This window comes from Gordonia sp. NPDC003504 (assembly GCF_053587995.1).
On record NZ_JBSFPC010000001.1, the window covers coordinates 881,981 to 901,924 of the forward strand.

14 protein-coding genes are annotated in these 19,944 nt (G+C 66.6%); 10 read left to right on the forward strand and 4 right to left on the reverse strand.

Annotated features, from left to right (window positions below):
• Positions 1–34: 34 nt before the first annotated feature.
• A complete protein-coding gene (locus tag ACWDPV_RS03945; protein WP_449741832.1) occupies positions 35–967 on the reverse strand; it encodes an oxidoreductase in 933 nt (310 codons plus the stop codon).
• 93 nt (positions 968–1,060) lie between these two features.
• On the opposite strand from ACWDPV_RS03945, the gene ACWDPV_RS03950 reads away from it, so the two are divergent.
• On the forward strand, positions 1,061–2,077 hold the full coding sequence (locus tag ACWDPV_RS03950; RefSeq protein ID WP_449741833.1) for an alpha/beta hydrolase: 1,017 nt from the start codon (positions 1,061–1,063) through the stop codon (positions 2,075–2,077).
• A 60-nt stretch (positions 2,078–2,137) separates the two neighbouring features.
• Here ACWDPV_RS03950 and ACWDPV_RS03955 read toward each other — a convergent pair whose 3' ends face one another.
• Positions 2,138–3,520 (reverse strand): styrene monooxygenase/indole monooxygenase family protein, encoded by a 1,383-nt coding sequence (locus ACWDPV_RS03955; RefSeq protein ID WP_449741834.1) that lies wholly within the window; start codon positions 3,518–3,520, stop codon positions 2,138–2,140.
• A 430-nt stretch (positions 3,521–3,950) separates the two neighbouring features.
• On the opposite strand from ACWDPV_RS03955, the gene ACWDPV_RS03960 reads away from it, so the two are divergent.
• Positions 3,951–5,165: an acyltransferase gene (locus ACWDPV_RS03960; protein WP_449741835.1), complete on the forward strand. Its 1,215-nt coding sequence runs from the start codon at positions 3,951–3,953 to the stop codon at positions 5,163–5,165.
• A 6-nt stretch (positions 5,166–5,171) separates the two neighbouring features.
• Here the strand turns inward: ACWDPV_RS03960 and ACWDPV_RS03965 are convergent, their stop codons facing one another.
• Positions 5,172–5,765: a SanA/YdcF family protein gene (locus ACWDPV_RS03965; RefSeq protein ID WP_449741836.1), complete on the reverse strand. Its 594-nt coding sequence runs from the start codon at positions 5,763–5,765 to the stop codon at positions 5,172–5,174.
• Positions 5,766–5,896: 131 nt separating this feature from the next.
• Here ACWDPV_RS03965 and ACWDPV_RS03970 point away from each other — a divergent pair, with 131 nt between their 5' ends.
• The 6 genes from ACWDPV_RS03970 to ACWDPV_RS03995 all read left to right on the forward strand — a co-directional run bounded on the left by ACWDPV_RS03970 (position 5,897) and on the right by ACWDPV_RS03995 (position 16,819).
• On the forward strand, positions 5,897–7,303 hold the full coding sequence (locus ACWDPV_RS03970) for a WS/DGAT/MGAT family O-acyltransferase (protein WP_449741837.1): 1,407 nt from the start codon (positions 5,897–5,899) through the stop codon (positions 7,301–7,303).
• Positions 7,304–7,492: 189 nt separating this feature from the next.
• Positions 7,493–11,266: a heterodisulfide reductase-related iron-sulfur binding cluster gene (locus ACWDPV_RS03975; protein WP_449741838.1), complete on the forward strand. Its 3,774-nt coding sequence runs from the start codon at positions 7,493–7,495 to the stop codon at positions 11,264–11,266.
• A gap of 329 nt (positions 11,267–11,595) precedes the next feature.
• On the forward strand, positions 11,596–12,849 hold the full coding sequence (locus ACWDPV_RS03980; protein WP_449741839.1) for a pyridoxal phosphate-dependent aminotransferase: 1,254 nt from the start codon (positions 11,596–11,598) through the stop codon (positions 12,847–12,849).
• A 112-nt stretch (positions 12,850–12,961) separates the two neighbouring features.
• Positions 12,962–14,752 (forward strand): SDR family oxidoreductase, encoded by a 1,791-nt coding sequence (locus ACWDPV_RS03985; RefSeq protein ID WP_449741840.1) that lies wholly within the window; start codon positions 12,962–12,964, stop codon positions 14,750–14,752.
• Positions 14,749–15,669, forward strand: a complete 921-nt coding sequence (locus tag ACWDPV_RS03990; protein ID WP_449741841.1) for a metal-dependent hydrolase — start codon at positions 14,749–14,751, stop codon at positions 15,667–15,669. The genes ACWDPV_RS03985 and ACWDPV_RS03990 overlap by 4 nt, the downstream gene beginning before the upstream one ends.
• A 10-nt stretch (positions 15,670–15,679) precedes the next feature.
• Positions 15,680–16,819, forward strand: coding sequence for a PDR/VanB family oxidoreductase (locus tag ACWDPV_RS03995; protein ID WP_449741842.1), 1,140 nt, complete (start codon positions 15,680–15,682; stop codon positions 16,817–16,819).
• Here ACWDPV_RS03995 and ACWDPV_RS04000 read toward each other — a convergent pair.
• A complete protein-coding gene (locus ACWDPV_RS04000; protein ID WP_449741843.1) occupies positions 16,781–18,346 on the reverse strand; it encodes an MFS transporter in 1,566 nt (521 codons plus the stop codon). The genes ACWDPV_RS03995 and ACWDPV_RS04000 overlap by 39 nt on opposite strands.
• Positions 18,347–18,447: 101 nt before the next feature.
• On the opposite strand from ACWDPV_RS04000, the gene ACWDPV_RS04005 reads away from it, so the two are divergent.
• The gene (locus tag ACWDPV_RS04005) at positions 18,448–19,029 is read left to right on the forward strand and encodes a TetR/AcrR family transcriptional regulator (protein ID WP_449741844.1); all 582 of its coding nucleotides are present in this window, start codon (positions 18,448–18,450) and stop codon (positions 19,027–19,029) included.
• A 60-nt stretch (positions 19,030–19,089) separates the two neighbouring features.
• A complete protein-coding gene (locus ACWDPV_RS04010; protein ID WP_449741845.1) occupies positions 19,090–19,938 on the forward strand; it encodes a MerR family transcriptional regulator in 849 nt (282 codons plus the stop codon).
• The last annotated feature ends 6 nt before the right edge of the window (positions 19,939–19,944 follow it).

The window sequence follows — 19,944 nt, forward strand, 5'->3', positions numbered from 1 at the left end:
GATCGTCCAACCCGATTGTGGGTCGGTTCACCGCCTACAACCCGAAATCCACCCTGGTCAGCTTCCCCGCGGTGTCCCAGAGCTGCTGTCCGAGAACGGGATCGGTGGCCTTGTCGGTCAGCGTCACCTGGACGGGCGGACCACTGAACTCGAACGGTCCGCGTGGGCCGTAGTACTGACCGCCCAGAACCCCGGGATCGGTGGCCGCGCGCAGAGAGATCAGGGCACCACCAGGGGTTTCCATGATGAAGGTGCGGCGGAGCCACCGCAACGACGGGGTCGTGAACAGCCACCGCACAGTTGCGGCCTGATCCCGCATCACACCCGACTGGGTGGCGCCGGGATGGGCGGCCACCGAGATCGGCGACCCCGCACTGCGCGACAGTCGCCGCTGCAACTCCACCGCGAACACCAGTTGCGCGAACTTGGCGCGGGCGTATGCCCGTGCCGCCGAGAACCCGTGCTCCATGGTGAGGTCGTCGAAGTCGATGAGGCCCGCCTTGTACACCTTGGAGGCGACGGTGACGATGCGCGCCGCGGGCGCGCTGCGCAACGCACCGAGGAGGTGGCCGGTGAGCGCGAAGTGCCCGAGAAAGTTCGTTCCGAAGTCCATCTCGAAACCGTCGACGGTGAGTTCCCGACGTTGCCGCATGAGGCCCGCATTGTTGACGAGGACGTCGATCACCGGGTAGTCGGCGATGAGGGTGTCGGCGCAGTCACGCACCGACGACAGGTCACTGAGGTCCAGTCCGACGGTGTCGAGGTGCGCTCCGGGCACGGTCGCCGCGATGTCGTCACGCGCGGCGGCGGCAGACCGCGGATTGCGGCAGGCCAAGACCACGTGCGCACCGAGCAGCGCGAACTGCCGAGCGGTTTCCAGTCCGATGCCGGAGTTGGCGCCGGTCACCACCACCACACGCCCGCGTTGCGAGGGTGCATCGGCAAGCCCCCATCCGTTGCGCGCCATCGTCGGACCTCCTGTGTTCGGCTCGGATCACATCCTCACATGCCGGCGCCCGGTCACGAAGCGTGCTCCACCAACAGCCCGCACAATGGACGGGTGGCTCCGGTGCATGCGTCCGCTCGGCGTCGTCGGACCGCGCGGGCTCGGGTGCTGACGGCGGGTGTGCTCGGCGTCGTGGCGCTCACCCTGGGAGTGTCCGCCTCGTCGGGACAGACCGGTATGGCCGGCCCCCCGGCACCATCGGTGATGGCATCGACGCCGTACATGTCGGTGGATCGCATCGACTACCCGGTGACCGACGGCGTCGCCGACCCGCAGCAAAACTACATGGACCTCTACCTGCCCACCGCGACGCACCCCGGACGCATCCCGCTGGTCATCCTCATCCACGGTGGCGCGTGGAAGAGCCGTGTCGGTGCGGCCAGTTTCACCGCGTTCGCGGTCGCGCTCGCCGACCGCGACCTGGCGGTGCTGAACATCGAGTACCGCCGGGTCGGCCGTGGCGGCGGCTGGCCCACCACCTTCAGCGACATCGCCGCCGCCATGGACACGATTCCCGCTCTGGCGCAGCGATTCCCACGTATCGATCCGCGACGCTCGGTGGTGGTCGGGCACTCCGCCGGCGCACAACTCGCCGTGTGGTCGGCAACCCGGCGCCGCCCACTCCCCGGCGATCCGTCCGGGCCACCGAAATACCGTCCGGCCCTGGCCGTCTCCATCTCCGGACCATTGGACCTCCGTCGCGCGGTGCGGCTCGGGGACCGCAACCCGATCACCGTTCTCGGGGGTACCGCCGCCCAGGTGCCCGGGCATTTCGCTGCGGTCGATCCGATCCAGAACATCGATCCGTCGGTTCCGATCATCGCCGTTGTAGGTTCGCGTGACACCACCGTTCCGGCGCTGATGACCTACGCTTATGCGTCCGCGGTCCACGCAGATGGTGGCCACGCGGAGGTGGTTGTGCTTGCCGGACAGACACATTCATCGATCGTGCGCACCACCTCGGCCACCTTCCCGCAACTCCTCGACGAAATCGTCGACGCGACAACCGAAGTGGGGACCACCCACCAGGGCCGACCGGCCCGAACGACACCGCCCCCCGGAGGACGCTGACAACACAACGGCCGGCGAGGACACCCCGCCGGCCGATGCCGCTCATCGCACGGACCCGGATCAGACCGACACCGACTCCCGGGACGGTGCCGCCGAGAACTGTCCGGCCGGAACGAAACGTGCCAGCACATCATCGGCGGGTTCACCGGCCACCGCCGAGATGAATCCCACCACATCGTCGCGGGTACGCAGGGACAGAAGCGGATTCGGTTCCGACAGCAACCCGAACAACGCCGAGGCGATGTCGGTGTTCACCGCGGCCGCCGGGAACGACAGTTCCAGGTGGGTGGCGTAGTCCGGGTCGCCCAGGTAGAGACGCGTCACCTCGACCGAGGCGTGACCGCGACGCTCCCAATGCTTTTCGAACTCGTCATGTAGCCACTGGGCGTCGAACGTCGCGTTCGGATCGGCGGCCAGTCGGGCACGTGCCGCCTTGACCAGTTCGGCGACCTGGATCAGGGTGTTCTGCGCACCCTGGCCGGCCACCGGGTCGACGGCGATGGCGGTGTCGCCGATCGCGCCGACCGCATGCCCACTCGCCGTGCGGCCCACCGCATGACGCACGGTCGGGGTGACCGCGCCGGTCAGCCAGGAGTACGGATCGGAGTCGATGACCCGCAGCGACGACACCACCGGGGCGTCCTTGGGGAAGAACTCGGTGAAGATGTCGACGACGGCCTGACGCGCCGACTGGGCGTCGACCACATTGTCGATCTTCGGTGCCCACGCACCGTCGGTCTTGGCGAAGACGATGATCGACCAGGTCGCGCCGGCGTCCTTGTGCAGGAACGGACCGACGAAGATCTCACCATTCTCACTGTCGAGGTTGAACAGCGAATGCGCCCCGCCTTCCCGGCTGCGGTAGCCGAAGGTGTCCGGGCCGTGATCGACGCCCTCGAGGGTCACCTGCAGCAGCCGGCGCTGCGGCTCACGGTAGTGCGTCCGGGACTCGTCCACCCCGAACAGCGCCGACAGACCACCCTTGCCGGTGGCCACCAGGGTCAGATCGTGCGAGCCGGCGATCTCGTCGAGACGAGCGGTGTCGACATGCCCGACGTCGAACCGGCCGCCGCGGTCCAGGAAGCGGCCGAGCCGGTCGTCGGCGCGCAGACGCAGATCCACCGCCTGTGCGACATAGCCGTAGTCGGGATTGAACTCGAGGACGTCGGCGCGCTCGTCACCGCTGCCGGAGTGCAGGCGCACGCTGATGCCGGTCGTATTGCCCACCTGGTAGAGATCGTCGATGATCTCGGCGTCCCACTCGCGGGACTTGCCGAACAGCACGCCGACGCCGGTCGGCGGGACCTTGTCGCGCAGTGACGCGCGATCCCGATCGGAGTAGAGGGTGACGTCGAATCCGGCGTCGAGGAAGCCGAGTGCGGCACTCGTGCCGGCCAGCCCGGCTCCGACGATTGCCACCGACTTCGTGGGTTGTTCGGCCATGGTTGTTGTCCTCTCCTGCGACTGGCGTCGCGCTGGTCATGTGTGGTGCCCGGGATACGAACTCGCACGGGTGGGCGGTGCGAGTCAGGGTGCCGGGTTGCCGATCGAGGCGACAGGATTACGTTCACCGAAGTTGCATCGTCGACATGGGACCGCCGCGGCGGGCATCGACCCGAGGAATGTCTGGATCGTGGCGATTGTGAGGTTTTTCACCCCTGGGACGGTCTGGCAGATGCGTCCCAGGGAACGCCAAGGTTGCGCTGCTACCCTGACGTCAGATCACGGATAGATCACGGCTGCGGATGGATCACCGCCCTGCCGATCGCGACGACGCGACCGATCTTCCACTGACGCCGGTTCCGGGGCGGGGAGCGCCGCACACCGGCGGTCGACGGGCCAGCCGCCCGCACCGTTGTCCGAGAGTAGGGGTATGACGACCGCAGTCACGCGCGCGACCGATACCGGCGTGCAGCCATCAGCTCCACAATCGACGTTCGCCACCGCCGTCGCCGGCCGCACTCGGCGGGCCTATCTGCACCATGTGGACCTGATCCGGGCGACGACCTTCTCGTTGGTCATCTTCGTCCACTGCCTCACCCAGACCACCAACGAATTCACCAGCCTGCCGGTCAACACGACCTCGCTGCTGCTGCACTTCACCCGCAACACCTTCTTCGCGCTCACCGGCTTCGTGCTGATGTACCAGAACTTCGACAAGGCGGACTTCTCCACGCTCGATTTCTGGCGTCGCCGGATCAAGCTGGTGATCTTCCCGTACCTGATCTGGTCGCTCATCTACTGGGTGGTCCAGGCGATGTGGGCCAATGGCCGACTGTCGGACGTGCCGACCAGCCTCAACGAGTTCGGCAAGCTCGTCGTGTGGGGTCTGTCCGGGTTCCAGATGTACTTCCTGTTCGTGATGCTGCAGGTCTACCTGTTGTTCCCGCTGGTGCTGTGGGTGGTGCGGGCCACCGTCGGCCGGCATCGCATGCTTCTCGCGGGCAGCCTGGCCGTGCAGGTCGCGATCACGCTGATCATCACCTATTGGGAACCGCCCGCGTCGGTCGCGCCGTACTGGTGGCATCACTACGCGACGTTCATCCCGTATCAGTTCTTCATCTTCTATGGCGCAATCGCCGCGGTACACCGCGAGGAGATCGCGGAGTGGCTGTCGGGGAAGGCCTGGTGGCTCGCCGGCGCCCTCCTGCTGACCGGCGGATTCGCGGTCGGTGTCTACCTGTACGGCGTGAAGGTGCAGGGACATCCGGTCCACGACAACGACTCGGCATTCTTCCCGACGCTGATCCCGTTCCTGATCGTGGCGATGACGTGCCTATATGCCGCCGCCGCCCACTGGGGCGAGCATTGGCGTGACTTCACCCCGCGGTTCGCCCGGGCGGTCTCGTTCGCATCGAACCGCTCGTTCAGCGTGTTCCTGTGCCACGTGCTGGTGCTGTTCTTCATCCTCTATCCGAAGGTCGACGGACGCCCGGCCATCCTCGAGGCGCTGGGCCAGCCCTGGGGTACCGCGGTCGTCTACCTCGCCACCCTGGCCGGTTCGTTGCTGCTGGTCGAGGTGCTGCGTCACCTACCCGGTTCGCTCTACCTGACCGGTCGTCCGCGACTGCCGTTGCGGCGCCGGTAAGACCCGTCAGCCGGCCACGGCGGTCAGCAATGCCCGCGGACGCGCGAGCACGGCCTCACGAAAGTGGTTGCGCAGCAGGGTCGGCCACGAGCAGTCGCAGTGCGCGGCCACCCCGGTCGCATCGATTCCGAGGCTGCGACACAACGCCACGGCCCGCGAGACGTGAAAGTCCTGGGTGACGATCACCGGATCGTCGACGTCGAACTCGTCACGCAGCCGCCGGCAGCTCGCCGCGGTGTCGAATCCCGCGGGGTCATCGACGATGATCCCGGCCGGGACGCCGTGACCCTCGAGGTAGGCCCGCATCACCGCCGGTTCATCTCCTGCGTCCGGATTCCCGTTGCCGGAGTTGATGATTCGATCCGCTCGCCCCGACCGGTATAGCTCCAGTGCGGTATCGAGGCGACCCCGCACATAGTCGCCGGGTTCCCCGTCGTCGACCAGCGACCCGAGGACGACGACGGTGGAGCCGGCGGCGATGTCACGCTCGTCGACGACCCGCCCGTGGGCGGAGACGTAGACCCAGGTCGCCGCCAGGGTGATGACGAGTTCGACGGCGATCAGGGCGATCAGGAACGCCCGTCCGGCCACCGCTCGCATCCCCACAGGGCACCACGGTAGAGGTCACCACGGACCGGTACACGCACGGATCTCCTCCGGCGGTACTGTAATGGGACCCACACCGCAGGATCTCCCACATCAGGGATTCATCAGGGGTCGAAGGGGGCGTCATGCCATACATGCCGGTCACGGAATCGATGTTCCTCATGGCCGAGACCCGCGAACAACCGATGCATGTGGGTGGGCTGCAGTTGTTCATCCCCCGCGACGGGCAGAGCGCCGCCGACCTCGCCGAGGAGATGATCGACCGCTTCGGCGCGTGCACCGAGGTGCGCTCGCTGTTCCGCAAACGTCCCGCGACGCCCGTCGCGCTGATGGGGCTGCTGGCCTGGTCCTACGACGACGAGATCGATTTCGATTATCACGTACGCCGGACCGTACTGCCCCGACCGGGTCGCATCCGCGAGTTGCTCCGCTACGTGTCGCTGCACCACAGTGCCCTGCTCGACCGCAACCGGCCGATGTGGGAATTGCACATCGTCGAGGGTCTCGAAGACGGCCGCGTCGCGCTCTACACCAAGATCCACCACTCCCTCCTCGATGGCGTCTCCGCGCTGCGCATGCTGGAGCGAACCCTGTCGCCCGATCCGGCCGACCGCAATGGCACGTCACCGTGGGCTCCGTCCGTCTCGTCGCGTCCACGCAAGCCCGCCGGCGCATCGCTGCTGAGCGTCTCCGGCGTTCTCGGTGCCGCCGGTGCAGCCCTCGACGTCGCGGGACAGATCGCCGGAATCGCGCCGGCCGCAGCGAAGATCGCCTGGAACACCGTGTCCAACGACAGCTTCACCTCCCCGGTGAGTCCCGCGCCCCGCACGATGCTCGATGTCTCGATCGGCAGCGCCCGACGGTTCGCGGCGCAGCAGTGGGAGACCGCTCGCCTGCGGGCCGTCGCCGACGAGCTGGAGATCACCATCAACGACGTGGTGGCCGCCATGTGCGCGGGGGCATTGCGGTCCTACCTCATCGACCACGACGAACTCCCGGCCGCACCGCTGATCGCGGCCGTGCCGGTGTCCACCCGGATCGGAGGTGACGATCACGAGGGCAATGCGGTCACCGCGATCCTGGCCAATCTGGCGACCGATCAGCCGGACCCCGAGCGCCGCCTGGCCACGTTGGTCGGGTCGATGCGCGAGTCGAAGAAGGTCATCCGCGGACTCTCCCCGTTGCAGGCCCTTGCGTACGGGGCGGCCGCGGTGGCGCCTCTGGCGCTGACGATCGTCCCCGGCCTCGCCGGCCACATACCGTCGAACTTCAACATCATCATCAGCAACGTCCCCGGACCCACCAGGAATCTGTACTGGAACGGCGCCCGGCTCGACGGGGTCTATCCGGTGTCGGTTGCGATGGAGGGGTTGGCGCTGAACATCACCGTGACCTCGACCGCCGAGCACATCAATTTCGGGCTCATCGGCGCCCGCAAGGAGCTGCCCAGCCTGCAGCGGCTGCTCACGCATCTCGATACCGCGCTCGACGAGCTGGAGAAGGTCGCGCGCGTCACACCACCCACTATCTGACTGGACAGTAAGTTACTGACAAGTATCATCTGTCTGACACCACCGGTAACCGACCGAGCGTTACTTAGGTCAGCCTTGGCAGCGCTGCCTCACCCCCAGCAATTACGGTTACCTGTAGTAGACGTCTGACCCCGCGCCCGTCAGCCAGCGCCGGAGGGTCTGAAGACAACCAGAGAGGGGCCGGACGCCGTGAATGCCACGACGATCACCATCGGCACGATTGCCGCGGTCATCAGCCTGTTCTGTTGGGCGCTGTTCCTGCGCGGAGTCTGGCGCATGGTGCGTGCCATCGCCCAGGGCCAGCGCATCGACAGCGGCCGGTATTTTCCGGTGCTCCCCCGCCTGTGGACGATGCTCAAGGAGTTCGTCGCCCACACCCGCATGGTCAAGTTCCGAACTGTCGGCTGGGCGCACTGGCTGGTGATGTTCGGCTTCCTGATCGGCGCGATCTTCTGGTTCGAGGCCTACGGTCAGATCTTCGACCCGCACTTCCACTGGCCGATCATCGGTTCCTGGAACATCTACATTTTCGCCGACGAGGCCCTCGGGCTCGGCACGGTCATCGGCATCGTCACGCTGATGATCATTCGCCAGCTCAACCATCCCCGTGTGCCCGAGCGGATCTCCCGTTTCTCGGGTTCGCGGTTCGGCGCCGCCTACTTCGTCGAATGGGTCGTGCTGCTCGAGGGCCTGGGCATGGTCTTCGTCAAGACCTTCAAGATCTCGGCGGGCCTGGAAGACCCGCCGATCTGGACGTCGTTCTTCACCCACTACTTCGCGCAGCTGTTCGAGGGGTCGTCGGAGTACTGGGTCACCGGGGCCGCGGTCATCAAGCTGATGAGCGGCATGGTGTGGCTCGCGGTGGTCGGCTCGCACATCGACTGGGGCGTGGCCTGGCACCGCTTTGCCGCCTTCTTCAACATCTATCTCAAGCGTCAGCCCGACGGCGGCGTCGCCCTCGGTGCGGCCAAGCCGATGATGAGCCGCGGCAAGGTCCTCGACATGGAGACCGCCGATCCCGACGTCGACGCGTTCGGTGCGGGCAAGGCCGAGGACTTCTCGTGGAAGGCCTGGCTGGACTTCACCACGTGCACCGAATGTGGTCGCTGCCAGTCGCAGTGCCCGGCGTGGAACACCGGTAAGCCGTTGTCGCCCAAGCTGCTCATCATGTCGCTCCGCGACCACGCGCAGGCCAAGGCGCCCTATCTGATCGCCGGTGGGCGTACCGACATGGGCGGCGACGAGGTCGGCCTGGTCGACGCCGACGGAAACGTCGACGAGGCCAAGCTGGCAAAGATCCCGGAGGCCGCGCGTGCCGAGGCCGCCCGCAAGCTGGTCGGCGAGTCCAAGGGGCTCATGGGGGGCGGCGACGGCATCACCTCCGATGACGGCGCGTTCGACCCGGAGCAGCTCGGTGCGGTCATCGACACCGAGACGCTGTGGAGCTGCACCACCTGCGGCGCCTGCGTCGAGCAGTGCCCCGTCGACATCGAGCACGTCGACCACATCATCGACATGCGCCGCTACCAGGTGCTCATCGAGTCGGACTTCCCGACCGAGCTGGCCGGCATGTTCAAGAACCTCGAGAACAAGGGCAACCCGTGGGGTCAAAACTCCTCGGCGCGGACCAACTGGATCGACGAGATGGACATCGAGATCCCGGTGTTCGGTAAGGACGTCGAGTCCTTCGAGGGCTTCGAGTACCTCTTCTGGGTCGGCTGCGCCGGCGCGTACGAGGACCGCGCGAAGAAGACCACCAAGGCCGTCGCCGAACTGCTCGACATCGCCGCGGTGAACTTCCTGGTCCTCGGCGAGGGCGAGACCTGTACCGGAGACTCGGCTCGCCGCGCGGGCAACGAGTTCCTCTTCCAGATGCTCGCCCAGCAGAACATCGAGATGATGAACGAGGTCTTCTCGACCGCGCCGCAGCAGCGCAGGAAGATCGTCGTCACCTGTGCGCACTGCTTCAACGCCCTGGGCAACGAGTACCCACAGTTGGGCGCGAAATACGAAGTGGTGCACCACACCCAGCTCCTCAACCGAATGGTGCGGGAGAAGCGTCTGGTGCCGGTCGCCCCGCTCGGCGAGGGCGTCACCTATCACGATCCGTGCTATCTGGGTCGCCACAACCAGGTCTACGACGCGCCGCGTGAGCTGATGGCCGCGTCCGGCTCGAACTTGCGGGAGATGCCGCGTCACGGCGAACGATCCATGTGCTGTGGCGCCGGTGGCGCCCGGATGTGGATGGAAGAGCAGATCGGTAAGCGCATCAACATCGACCGGGTGGACGAGGCGCTGGACACACTCGGCTCCGACATCGGTGGCGACGTGCCGCAGAAGGTCGCCACCGGTTGCCCGTTCTGCCGCGTGATGCTCACCGACGGCGTGACCGCGCGGACGTCGGGCACCGAGAACGAGGGCAAGGTCGAGGTCGTCGACGTCGCACAGCTGCTGCTGGAGTCGGTCAAGCGCGGCGCCCCCGAGGTGACCCGCGGTGGCCGCTTCCTCGGCCCAATCGGCAAGCCCGCCCCCGAGCCGGAACCCGAACCCGAGAAGGAGAAGGTTCCCGCGGCCGCTGCTGCCGCGGCGACGACCGATGCCGGGTCGAAGCCGAAGCCGAAGGTCGGTCTGGGCATGAAGGGCGGCAAGAAGCCCGGCGCCGCCGCCAAGGCCGCACCGGCCGAGGCACCCGCCGAGTCGGCGCCTGCCGAAAAGAAGCCCGCCGCAAAGGGATTCGGTATGAAGGGCGGCAAGAAGCCGGGTGCCGCCGCCAAGGCCGCACCGGCGGAGGCGGCGTCGGCCGGAGCCGCGGAAGCCACCGCTGAGGCGCCCGCGGCCGAGAAGAAGCCCGCCGCAAAGGGATTCGGCATGGGCGGAGCCAAGCGCCCGGGCGCCAAGAAGCCCGCCGCGGCAACTTCGGCGCCGGCGGAGGAAGCCTCAGCACCCGCCCAGGCATCGACCGAGTCGGCCGGCAGTGCCGCGCTGACCGAGGACAAGCCGGCGAAGGCCAAGGGCTTCGGTATGTCTGCGGGCAAGAAGCGTCCGGGCGCGAAGCCCGGTGCTGCCGCCGCAGCCGCGCCGGCGGCACCCGCTGAGGCTTCAGGTGAGCCGGCCGAGGTGGCCAGTGCACCTGCCGAGGCGTCGACCGAGCCCGCAGGTGCGGCCGCGGTGACCGAGGAGAAGCCGGCGAAGGCCAAGGGCTTCGGTATGTCCGCGGGCAAGAAGCGTCCCGGCAGTATCGGCAAGCCGGCAGCCAAGCCTGCCGCCGCCGCATCGGCCGAGGATTCCGCGGCGCCCGCCGAGGCACCGAGTGAGCCCGTCGCCGAATCGGCAGCCGAGGCCGTGAGTGAGTCCGCCGAATCGGCAACTGCGCCCGCGGAAGGTGCACTCACCGAGGACAAGCCCGCCAAGGCCAAGGGCTTCGGCATGTCCGCCGGCAAGAAGCGCCCCGGCGGTATCGGCAAGCCGGCAGCCAAGCCTGCCGCCGCTGCACCGGCCGAGGATTCCGCGGCGCCCGCCGAGGCACCGAGTGAGCCCGTCGCCGAATCGGCAGCCGAGGCCGTGAGTGAGTCCGCCGAATCGGCAACTGCGCCCGCGGAAGGTGCACTCACCGAGGACAAGCCCGCCAAGGCCAAGGGCTTCGGCATGTCCGCCGGCAAGAAGCGCCCCGGCAGTATCGGCAAGCCGGCAGCCAAGCCTGCCGCCGCTGCACCGGCCGAGGCGGCGCCCGCCGAGCCGCCGAGTGAGCCGGCCGAGGAGCCGAGTGAGCCCGTCGAGGAACCGGCAGCCGTGAGTGAACCCGTCGAGGAACCGGCAGCCGTGAGTGAACCCGTCGACGACGCTCCGGCACCGTCGAGCAATGGTTCGGCTCCCGACGAGCGCACCCTCGGCGAAACCGGTGCGTCGAAGGCCAAGGGCTTCGGGATCGCCGCCGGCAAGAAGCGGCCCGGCCACAGGGCCTGACTGCACGAGGCCTGACTGCACGAGATCTGCCATCGGGCCCGTCCGATTCACACCGAATCGGACGGGCCCGATTTCGTTGACAGCGCTCTTCTCCTCGTTGACAGCGCTCTCCTCCTCGTTGACAGCGCTCACCTCCTCGTTGACAGCGCTTGCTTGAGCGCCGTCAACGTCGGAGAGAGCGCCGTTAACGTCAGACAAAGCGCCGTCAACGTCGGAGAGAGCGCTGTCAGTGCGAGACAAAGCGCCGTCAACGTCAGGGAGAGCGCTGAGAACGTCGACGTCGACGCCCGAAAAAAACCGATTTGCCTGCGGCTGCGACAATTGAACTCGTGAGTAGGCCTTATGTATCCCACCTGAATCAGAACCTCAAGCCGCTGGAGCAGTCGCAGAAGCTGCAGAACGTGTGCTACGAGATCAGGGGCCCGGTACACGCGCATGCCGCGCGGCTGGAATCCGAGGGCCACCGCATCATGAAGCTCAACATCGGCAACCCGGCTTTGTTCGGGTTCGAGGCGCCCGACGTCATCATGCGCGACATGATCCACGCCCTGCCGTATTCACAGGGCTACTCCGAATCCGCCGGCGTGCTGTCCGCGCGTCGTGCGGTGGTCACGCGCTACGAACTCATCCCCGACTTCCCGTACTTCGACGTCGACGACGTCATTCTCGGCAATGGCGTGTCCGAGCTGATCACCATGACGATGCAGGCGCTGCTGAACGACGGCGACGAGGTGCTGATCCCGGCGCCGGATTACCCGCTGTGGACGGCGATGACCGCACTCTCCGGCGGCTCGGCGGTGCACTATCGCTGCGACGAGGACAACGGCTGGAATCCGGACATCGCCGACATCGAGGCCAAGATCACGCCGCGCACCAAGGCGATCGTGATCATCAACCCGAACAACCCGACCGGTGCGGTCTACTCCCGCGAGGTTCTCGAGCAACTCGCCGACGTCGCCCGCCGCAATTCCCTGCTCATCCTGGCCGACGAGATCTACGACAAGATCCTCTACGACGACGCGGTGCACACCAACATCGCCTCGCTCGCCCCGGACCTGCTGTGCCTGACCTTCAACGGGCTGTCCAAGGCCTACCGCGTGTGCGGCTATCGGGCCGGGTGGGTGGTCATCACCGGACCCAAAGACCACGCCAAGGGATTCATCGAGGGTTTGGGCATCCTCGCGTCCACCCGCCTGTGCGCCAACGTGCCCGGCCAACACGCCATCCAGGTGGCGCTCGGTGGCTATCAGAGCATCGAGGCCCTGGTGAACCCCGGTGGTCGGCTCTACGAGCAGCGCAACGTGACGTGGCAGAAACTCAACGAGATCCCCGGCGTGAGCTGTGTGAAGCCGTCCGGCGCGCTCTACGCCTTCCCTCGCCTCGATCCCGAGGTCCACGAGATCCACAACGACGAACTGTTCGTTCAGGACCTCCTCCTGCAGGAGAAGATCCTGGTGGTCCAGGGCACCGGATTCAACCTCGACGACCACAACCACTTCCGGATCGTCACGCTCCCCTGGGCCCGCGAGCTCGGTGAGGCGATCGAACGGATCGGCAACTTCCTGGCGTCGTATCGGCAGTGACACCTTCCTGACCACCGGTTTTTCGGGGTTGATCAGCGCAAACCCCGGATTCGTTGGCTTTTCATGTAACCGTTGGTAACGTCTACCTCCATTGATCGACGGGAGTTCGACGGTGGAATGGAAACGCAGCACGGTCCGCAGCGGTGAGGTCAACCTCGCTCTCTTCGAGGCCGTCGGGGGCGCACGCGATGAATCGGCGATGCCGACGATCGTGCTGGTGCACGGGTGGCCCGACACCCACCGGGTGTGGGACGGGGTCGCCGCCGACCTGGCGCAGGATGCCCGGGTCTTCGCCTACGACACTCGCGGCATCGGCGGCAGTGACCGCCCGGACGGCGTGTCCGCCTACCGGATCGAGAATCTCGCCGACGATCTGTTCGCCGTCGCCGAGGCCGTCGCTCCAAACGACAAGGTCCATGTGGTCGCGCACGACTGGGGTTCCATCCAATCGTGGGAGGCGGTGTCGCGCAGCGACGCCTCGATGGCCATCGCGTCGTTCACCTCGATCTCGGGCCCGAGTCTCGATCAGGTGGGTGCGCTGTTGCGCCACAACATCACCCACCCGACGCCACGCAACATCCGCAACTCGATCGCGCAGGCCATCAGCTCCACCTACATCGGCCTGTTCCACCTGCCGGTGGCTCCGCGGCTGTTCCTCGGGGTTCTCGGAAACCCGCGGGTCTGGCGGGAGTTCCTACACCTCATGGACGGCACCCCCCGCGACGCGGTGCACACCGGGCCCACCCTGCGTCGCGACATGAATTCCGGTGTGCGCTACTACCGCGCGAACATCGGTCGGCGACTGATCTTCCCGGCCCCGCGCACGGTGTCCGTTCCGGTGCTCGAGCTCCTCAACTCGCGTGACTTCGCCATCCGCCCACCGACATTCGCGACCACGCACAAGTACGTGGCCAAGCTCTGGCGTCGGCCGTCGACCACCGGGCACTGGCTTCCGTCAACGCATCCGGAGTATGTGGCAGCCAATGTGCGCGAGTTCATCTCCTACCTCAACGGCTCACCCCGGACTCCCGACACCCACACCCGCGCACGGCGATTCGGCCAAGATCAGGCACTGTCGGGTCGTTTGGCCGTCGTCACCGGCGCCGGCAGCGGCATCGGCCGCGAAACCGCTCGCGCCCTGGCCGAACTCGGCTGTGACGTCGTCCTCGCCGACATCAACCCGGCCGGAGCGGAAGAGACCGCGCGGATGTGCAAGGAGAGCGGCGCGGCCACCGCGGTGTACGCCCTCGACGTCTCCGATACCGGGGCGTTTGCCGAGTTCGCCGCAAATGTCGCAGCTGCACAGGGTGTCCCGGACATTGTGGTGAACAACGCCGGCATCGGACTTTCCGGGGCGTCGCTGGATGCCACCGACGAGCAGATCGATCGACTCCTCGACGTCAACCTGCGGGGCGTGATCACCGGGTGTCGCGAGTTCGGCCGTCAGATGGTCCGTCGTGGCACCGGCGGTCACATCGTGAACCTGGCCTCCGCCGCCGCGTTCACCCCGCAGCGGGGATTGGGGATCTACTCGGCGAGCAAGGCCGGCGTGCTGCTCTACTCCGAGTCGCTGCGGGGCGAACTCGCCGATCACCACATCGGGGTGAGCGCCATCTGCCCCGGTCTCATCGACACCCCGATCGTGGGGACCTCGGCCATCGCCGGACTCGACGATGATGCCCAGTCCGCCGAACAGCGACGACTCACCGAGCTCTATCGCCGACGAGGCTTCACCCCCGACAAGGTTGCGGACCGGATCGTCGCGGCGATCGTCGGCGACAAGGCCGTGGTACCGGTCGCCCCGGAAGCCCAGATCGGTTACCGCATTTATAGATTCGCTCCCTGGATCTCACATCTCGCAGCTCGACGTACCGTCGTCGCCGGCAAGGAGGCCCACCGATGAACGCCCACGCTCACTCGATCAGCGGTTCCCGCGAACCCCTCGACGCCGATGGCTCCGACCCCGGCCCCGTCGAACTCCATGCTCGCAACGTCGCGTTCGACTGGTCACAGGTCCCGCTGCACTGGATCCCCGGCCACCCGGTCGCGTCGAACTTCGTCAGTGTGCTCAACCTCCTTCTGCCCGAGGGTGAACGATGGTTTGTACAGACCTACAACGAGGCTCTTCCGCTGGTGCATGACGAGGAACTGATCGCCACCATGCGTGGCTTCATCGGGCAGGAGGCGATGCACGCCGAGGCCCACGATCACGTCCTCTGGGAATTCCTCGACCATCACGGCATCGATCCCCGCCCGTTCTGTCGCCAGATGGAGTGGATATTCCGAAAGTTGTTGGGGCCGCTGCACAAAGGCAGCCCCAGTGCTCGCCAGAAACATCTCGTCGAACGACTGTGGCTGATCGCGGCATTGGAGCATTACACCGCGATTCTCGGCGATTTCGCACTCAACAACACCTGGGTCGAGCATGGTGCCGACCCGACGATGTCGGATCTGTTCATGTGGCACGGCGCCGAAGAGGTGGAGCACCGAGCAGTCGCCCATGAGGTGGCCGTCTACTTCGGTGACGGATATCTGCGGCGGGGCCGGGCGATGCTGGTGGCCCTGCCGGTGCTCCTCCTGCTGGTCAACCGTGGCTTCCGGTTCATCATGACGAGCGATCCGAGCTTGCACTACAACTTCTTTCAGCGCGAATACCACTACTTCCGAGGTGTCCGCGCCGGGGTCCTGCCCAAGATGTGGAAGGTCATCCTCGCCACCACCAGCTACTTCCGTCCGGGGTTCCATCCGAACGAGATCGGTTCCACCGCACAAGCAGTCGCGTATCTCGCAGCGTCCCCGGCGGCACGTCGGGCGGGGTGAACGGCATCTCATGAATCAACGCGCACATCCCCACACGACGTCGTTGACCGCACCCCCGCCGCATCTTTACGGCCGGTGGCGCCATGATCCCCTCCTCACCTTCGGTACCGCGCTGTCGAAGATCTGGTGGCCGCTCTGGCGTCCCCTGTCGCCGCTGCACGACACCACCGCCGACACCGGGATCACCGTCGTGCGGGTCGTGGATCGCGAGGTGGTCGCCGAGGACGAGAACGTCGTAGCCCTCACCTTCGCCGACCCGGACGGCGGCATACTGCACCGCTGGCATGCGGGAGCCCACCTCGACCTGTTGCTGCCATCCGGCCGGATGCGCGAGTACTCGCTGTGTGGTGACCCCGCCGACCGGCTCACCTATCGCATCGCGGTGCGACGCATCCCCGACGGAGGGGGCGGATCGGTCGAGGTGCACGACACTCTGTCGGTGGGTGATCTCGTGTCGATCAAGGGTCCGCGCAACGCTTTTCCGATCTCGTTACCGGGCCACGGATCCGCAGCCGGAAAGCTGCGCTTCATCGCGGCCGGCATCGGTATCACCCCCATCCTGCCGATGCTGAATGCCGCGGAGAAGTTCGGTCTGGACTGGTCGATGATCTACACCGGTCGTACGCTCGACTCGATCCCGTTTCGGGAAGAGGTGGCCCGCTTCGGCGACAAGGTCACCATCCGCACCGACGATGAGGGCGGCCTGCCCACCATGGCTGAGCTGGTCGGCGCGATCGATCCCGAAACCGGCCGTGCCCCTTCGGGTCTGGCGGTGTATTGCTGCGGCCCGGTACCGATGCTGGAGAATCTGCGTCGACATCTGGTCGATCGCCCGGACATCGAGTTGCATTACGAGCGGTTCACTCCGCCGCCGGTGGAGAACGGTCGAGAGTTCACCGCGACCATCGCTTCGACGGGTCAGGAGATCACAGTCGGCGCCGACCAGACCCTACTCGCGGCGTTGCGCAACGAGATTCCCTCGGTTCCGTATTCGTGTCGCCAAGGTTTTTGCGGCACATGCAAGATCGGGACGTTGTCGGGTGGCATCGACCACCGCGACAACATCCTGACCGAGCCGGAACGTGCCGGCGGGCAGATCCTGACCTGTGTGTCACGGGCGAGTGGTGACCACCTCACGCTCGACCTCTGACCCCGGCGCGGTTGCGTCGGTCGCTGTCGCGCCCCGCGGGTCACCTCGCAGCAGCACCGCGGCCAGGGCCGCGGCCGTCGCCGTCACGGCGACCGCCACCCACACCGCGGAGTGCAGTCCGTCGACGAAAACCTCCTGTACCGCCACACGAACCGAATCGGCCACCACGGCGGGTGCGTGTTGCGCCACCGCCACGCCAGCCATCACCGATTCCCCGGCGGTGTCGGCGGCACCGTGCGGAACACCGAGTGCCGCAAGCCGATCCGCCACGCCGGAGGCGTACACGGAGGTGAGGACGGACCCGAGTACGGCAACTCCGAGGGTCCCGCCGACCTCGCGAGTCGTGTCGTTCACCGCACTTCCGGCGCCCGCCTGTTCGGGCCGGAGTGCGTCCATGATCAGTTGGGTGCACGGCCCCGAGATGAACGCCAGCCCGATCGCCATCAGCGACATCGACCAGACGATGAGCTCCCAGTATCCCGAAGTCCGCGAAGTGGTTTCGACGAGGCCGAACCCTATGGACATCAGGATCGCACCTGCGACGGCCACCGGTCGGGGCGAGAATCGGTGCGCCAGCGCCATCGCCACGGGCGAGAAGACGGCCATCACAACGGCGAAGGGGAGCGTCCTGATCCCGGCGTCGAATGGCCCGTATCCCTTGACCGCCTGAAAGTACTGGGTGATCAGGAAGATGAACCCGAACAGCGCAAAGAACGCCACACTGATCATGGCGGCCGCGGCGGCGAAGTGGCGGTTGGCGAACAACCGAACGTCGAGGATGGGATGTGCGATGACGATCTGCCGCCAAACGAACAGCGCCATCACGGCCGCGGCACCACCGAGTCCGGCGACGGTGCGGACGTCGGTCCAGCCGACATTCGGTCCCTCGATGACCGAGTAGACGAGCAGTCCGAGACCGACGATCGACAGCAGCAGACCGATGACGTCGAAGCGCGACACCGTCTCCGGGCGTGTCCCCGGGACGACCCCGACGATGGCGACGGCCGCAAGCACCCCCACCGGCAGGTTCACCCAGAACACCGACGACCACGCGAAGTGCTCGAGCAACCACCCTCCGAGCACCGGACCGATCGCTACGGCTATTCCCGACGTCGCCGCCCAGATCCCGACCGCGGCCGCGCGTTGACGTGGTTCGGTGAAGATCGTCGTGATCAACGCCAGGGTCGCCGGAAAGACCAGCGCCGCAAAGAGTCCCAGGCCGCCACGCGCCGCGACGAGTTGACCCAGAGTCTGCGATGAGGCCGCGAGTACCGAGACCGCGACAAAACCCGCGATCCCTGTCAGCAGCATGCGACGGTGACCGAACCGGTCACCGAGGTATCCGCCGGTGAGGAGCAGTCCGGCGAACACCAGCGTGTAGGCGTCGACGATCCATTGCAGGCCGGAGATCCCGGCGTCGAGGTCGCGGGCCATCGTCGGCAGCGCGACGTTGACGATCGTGTTGTCGATCATCACGAGTAGTTCGGCAAAGCACAGGGCGCCAAGCGCCCACCAACGAGTGCGCATGATGCGCCCCTCTCCGGTTGGAGTCAGATTGTGGAACGTTGACCCAACGTTGTAGTACAACGTTCCACTCAAGGAGAACACCGTTCTAGTAGGTTGTCAATATGCCGAGCGCAACCCCGTCACGTCGCACACCCGCCACCGAGGTCCGAGCGAACCTCATTCACGCCGGGCGTCGCATCCTCGAACGTGACGGGGTCGCCGGACTCACCGTCCGATCGGTCGCCAAGGAAGCCGGGGTGGCACCGATGGGCGTCTACAACCACTTCGACGGCAAGGAAGGACTGCTCGACGCGCTGGTCAGTGATGCCTTCGCCGAGTTCGGCCACAACCTCCGGGCGGTCACCGACAGCGATCCCGCCGCTCGCCTCGCGCACAGCGGACGCGCATATCGCGACTTCGCGCTGGCATATCCGATCGTCTACGAGTTGATGTTCTCCTCGGAATGCCAACCTGATGCGGAGACCGCGCAGGGCGCGTTCACCGCGCTCAGCGACATCGTCCAGTACGGCCAGGCGGCCGGCGTGATCCGGACGGGCGATGCCGCGGTCCTGGCGATGCAGGTGTGGTCCTGCGCGCACGGGGCGGTCAGTCTGGAACTTGCCGGGGCGTTACCACCACTGTTGGATCCGGCTGCCAACTACGAGGGTGTGCTCGCATTGATCGCCAACGGGCTACGACCGTGACCGCACCGGAGTGACCGACCCGGACCACCGGTCACACCCGATCTGCGAGAATGTCTCTCCGTGACCGAATACCGGATTGACGACCTGGCCCGCGAAGCCGGGACGACCACCCGGAACGTTCGCGGATATCAGGACCGAGGACTGTTGCCGCGACCGCTCCGGCGCGGCCGCATTGCCATCTACACCGACCAACACCTCGCACGCCTGAAGGTGATCAACGATCTACTCGGCCGTGGCTTCACCATCCGCCACATCGGCGATTTCCTGTCCGGTATGCAACGTGGGGACGACCTCGCCCACGTCCTGGGCCTGCGCGAAGCGGTCACCGAGCGGTGGTCGCAGACCACCCCCACCTCCGTCACGGCCGACGAACTCGAGCAGACCCTACGCACCGCGGATCCCAAGCAGTGGCAACGTCTTTCCGACTTCCGGTTGATCCGTGCCGAATCCGCCGGTGCCGAATCCGCCGGTGCCGAATCCGCCGGTGCCGAATCCGCCGGTGCCGAATCCGCCGGTGCCGAATCCACCGGCGGGAGTCCGCCGAACACCTACGCCATCCTCGATCCGGAAACCGTCACCGCCTACGGAGAGCTTGTCGCCCAGGGGATGTCACTGGATGACATCCTCGACGTGCACGCCGCCCTCGACAAGGCGATGGACAGCGTCGCCAACACCCTCATCTCCGCCGGCCGCCGTCGGGTCACCGAAGGCCATGACGACGGCTGGATCCCGACGAACGACGACGAATCCGAAAGAACCACACGCCTGTTGATGGGCCTGCGTCGAGCCGGCCAGGTGTCGGCGCACAATGCGCTCGACCGCGCGCTCGACCGTGAAATGAAACGGCAATTGGCCGACTACCTCACCGCCGCAAGGGAATCCGGACACGATCCGGATTCGGTGTCCTGATCAGCC

What these genes read in the sequence shown, in the direction of transcription:
- ACWDPV_RS03960 (WP_449741835.1), top strand. Translation starts at nt 3,951, where the DNA reads ATGACGACCGCAGTCACGCGCGCGACCGATACCGGCGTGCAGCCATCA.
- ACWDPV_RS03965 (WP_449741836.1), bottom strand. Translation starts at nt 5,765, where the DNA reads ATGCGAGCGGTGGCCGGACGGGCGTTCCTGATCGCCCTGATCGCCGTC.
- ACWDPV_RS03990 (WP_449741841.1), top strand. Translation starts at nt 14,749, where the DNA reads ATGAACGCCCACGCTCACTCGATCAGCGGTTCCCGCGAACCCCTCGAC.
- ACWDPV_RS03945 (WP_449741832.1), bottom strand. Translation starts at nt 967, where the DNA reads ATGGCGCGCAACGGATGGGGGCTTGCCGATGCACCCTCGCAACGCGGG.
- ACWDPV_RS03970 (WP_449741837.1), top strand. Translation starts at nt 5,897, where the DNA reads ATGCCATACATGCCGGTCACGGAATCGATGTTCCTCATGGCCGAGACC.
- ACWDPV_RS03995 (WP_449741842.1), top strand. Translation starts at nt 15,680, where the DNA reads ATGAATCAACGCGCACATCCCCACACGACGTCGTTGACCGCACCCCCG.
- ACWDPV_RS04000 (WP_449741843.1), bottom strand. Translation starts at nt 18,346, where the DNA reads ATGCGCACTCGTTGGTGGGCGCTTGGCGCCCTGTGCTTTGCCGAACTA.
- ACWDPV_RS03955 (WP_449741834.1), bottom strand. Translation starts at nt 3,520, where the DNA reads ATGGCCGAACAACCCACGAAGTCGGTGGCAATCGTCGGAGCCGGGCTG.
- ACWDPV_RS04005 (WP_449741844.1), top strand. Translation starts at nt 18,448, where the DNA reads ATGCCGAGCGCAACCCCGTCACGTCGCACACCCGCCACCGAGGTCCGA.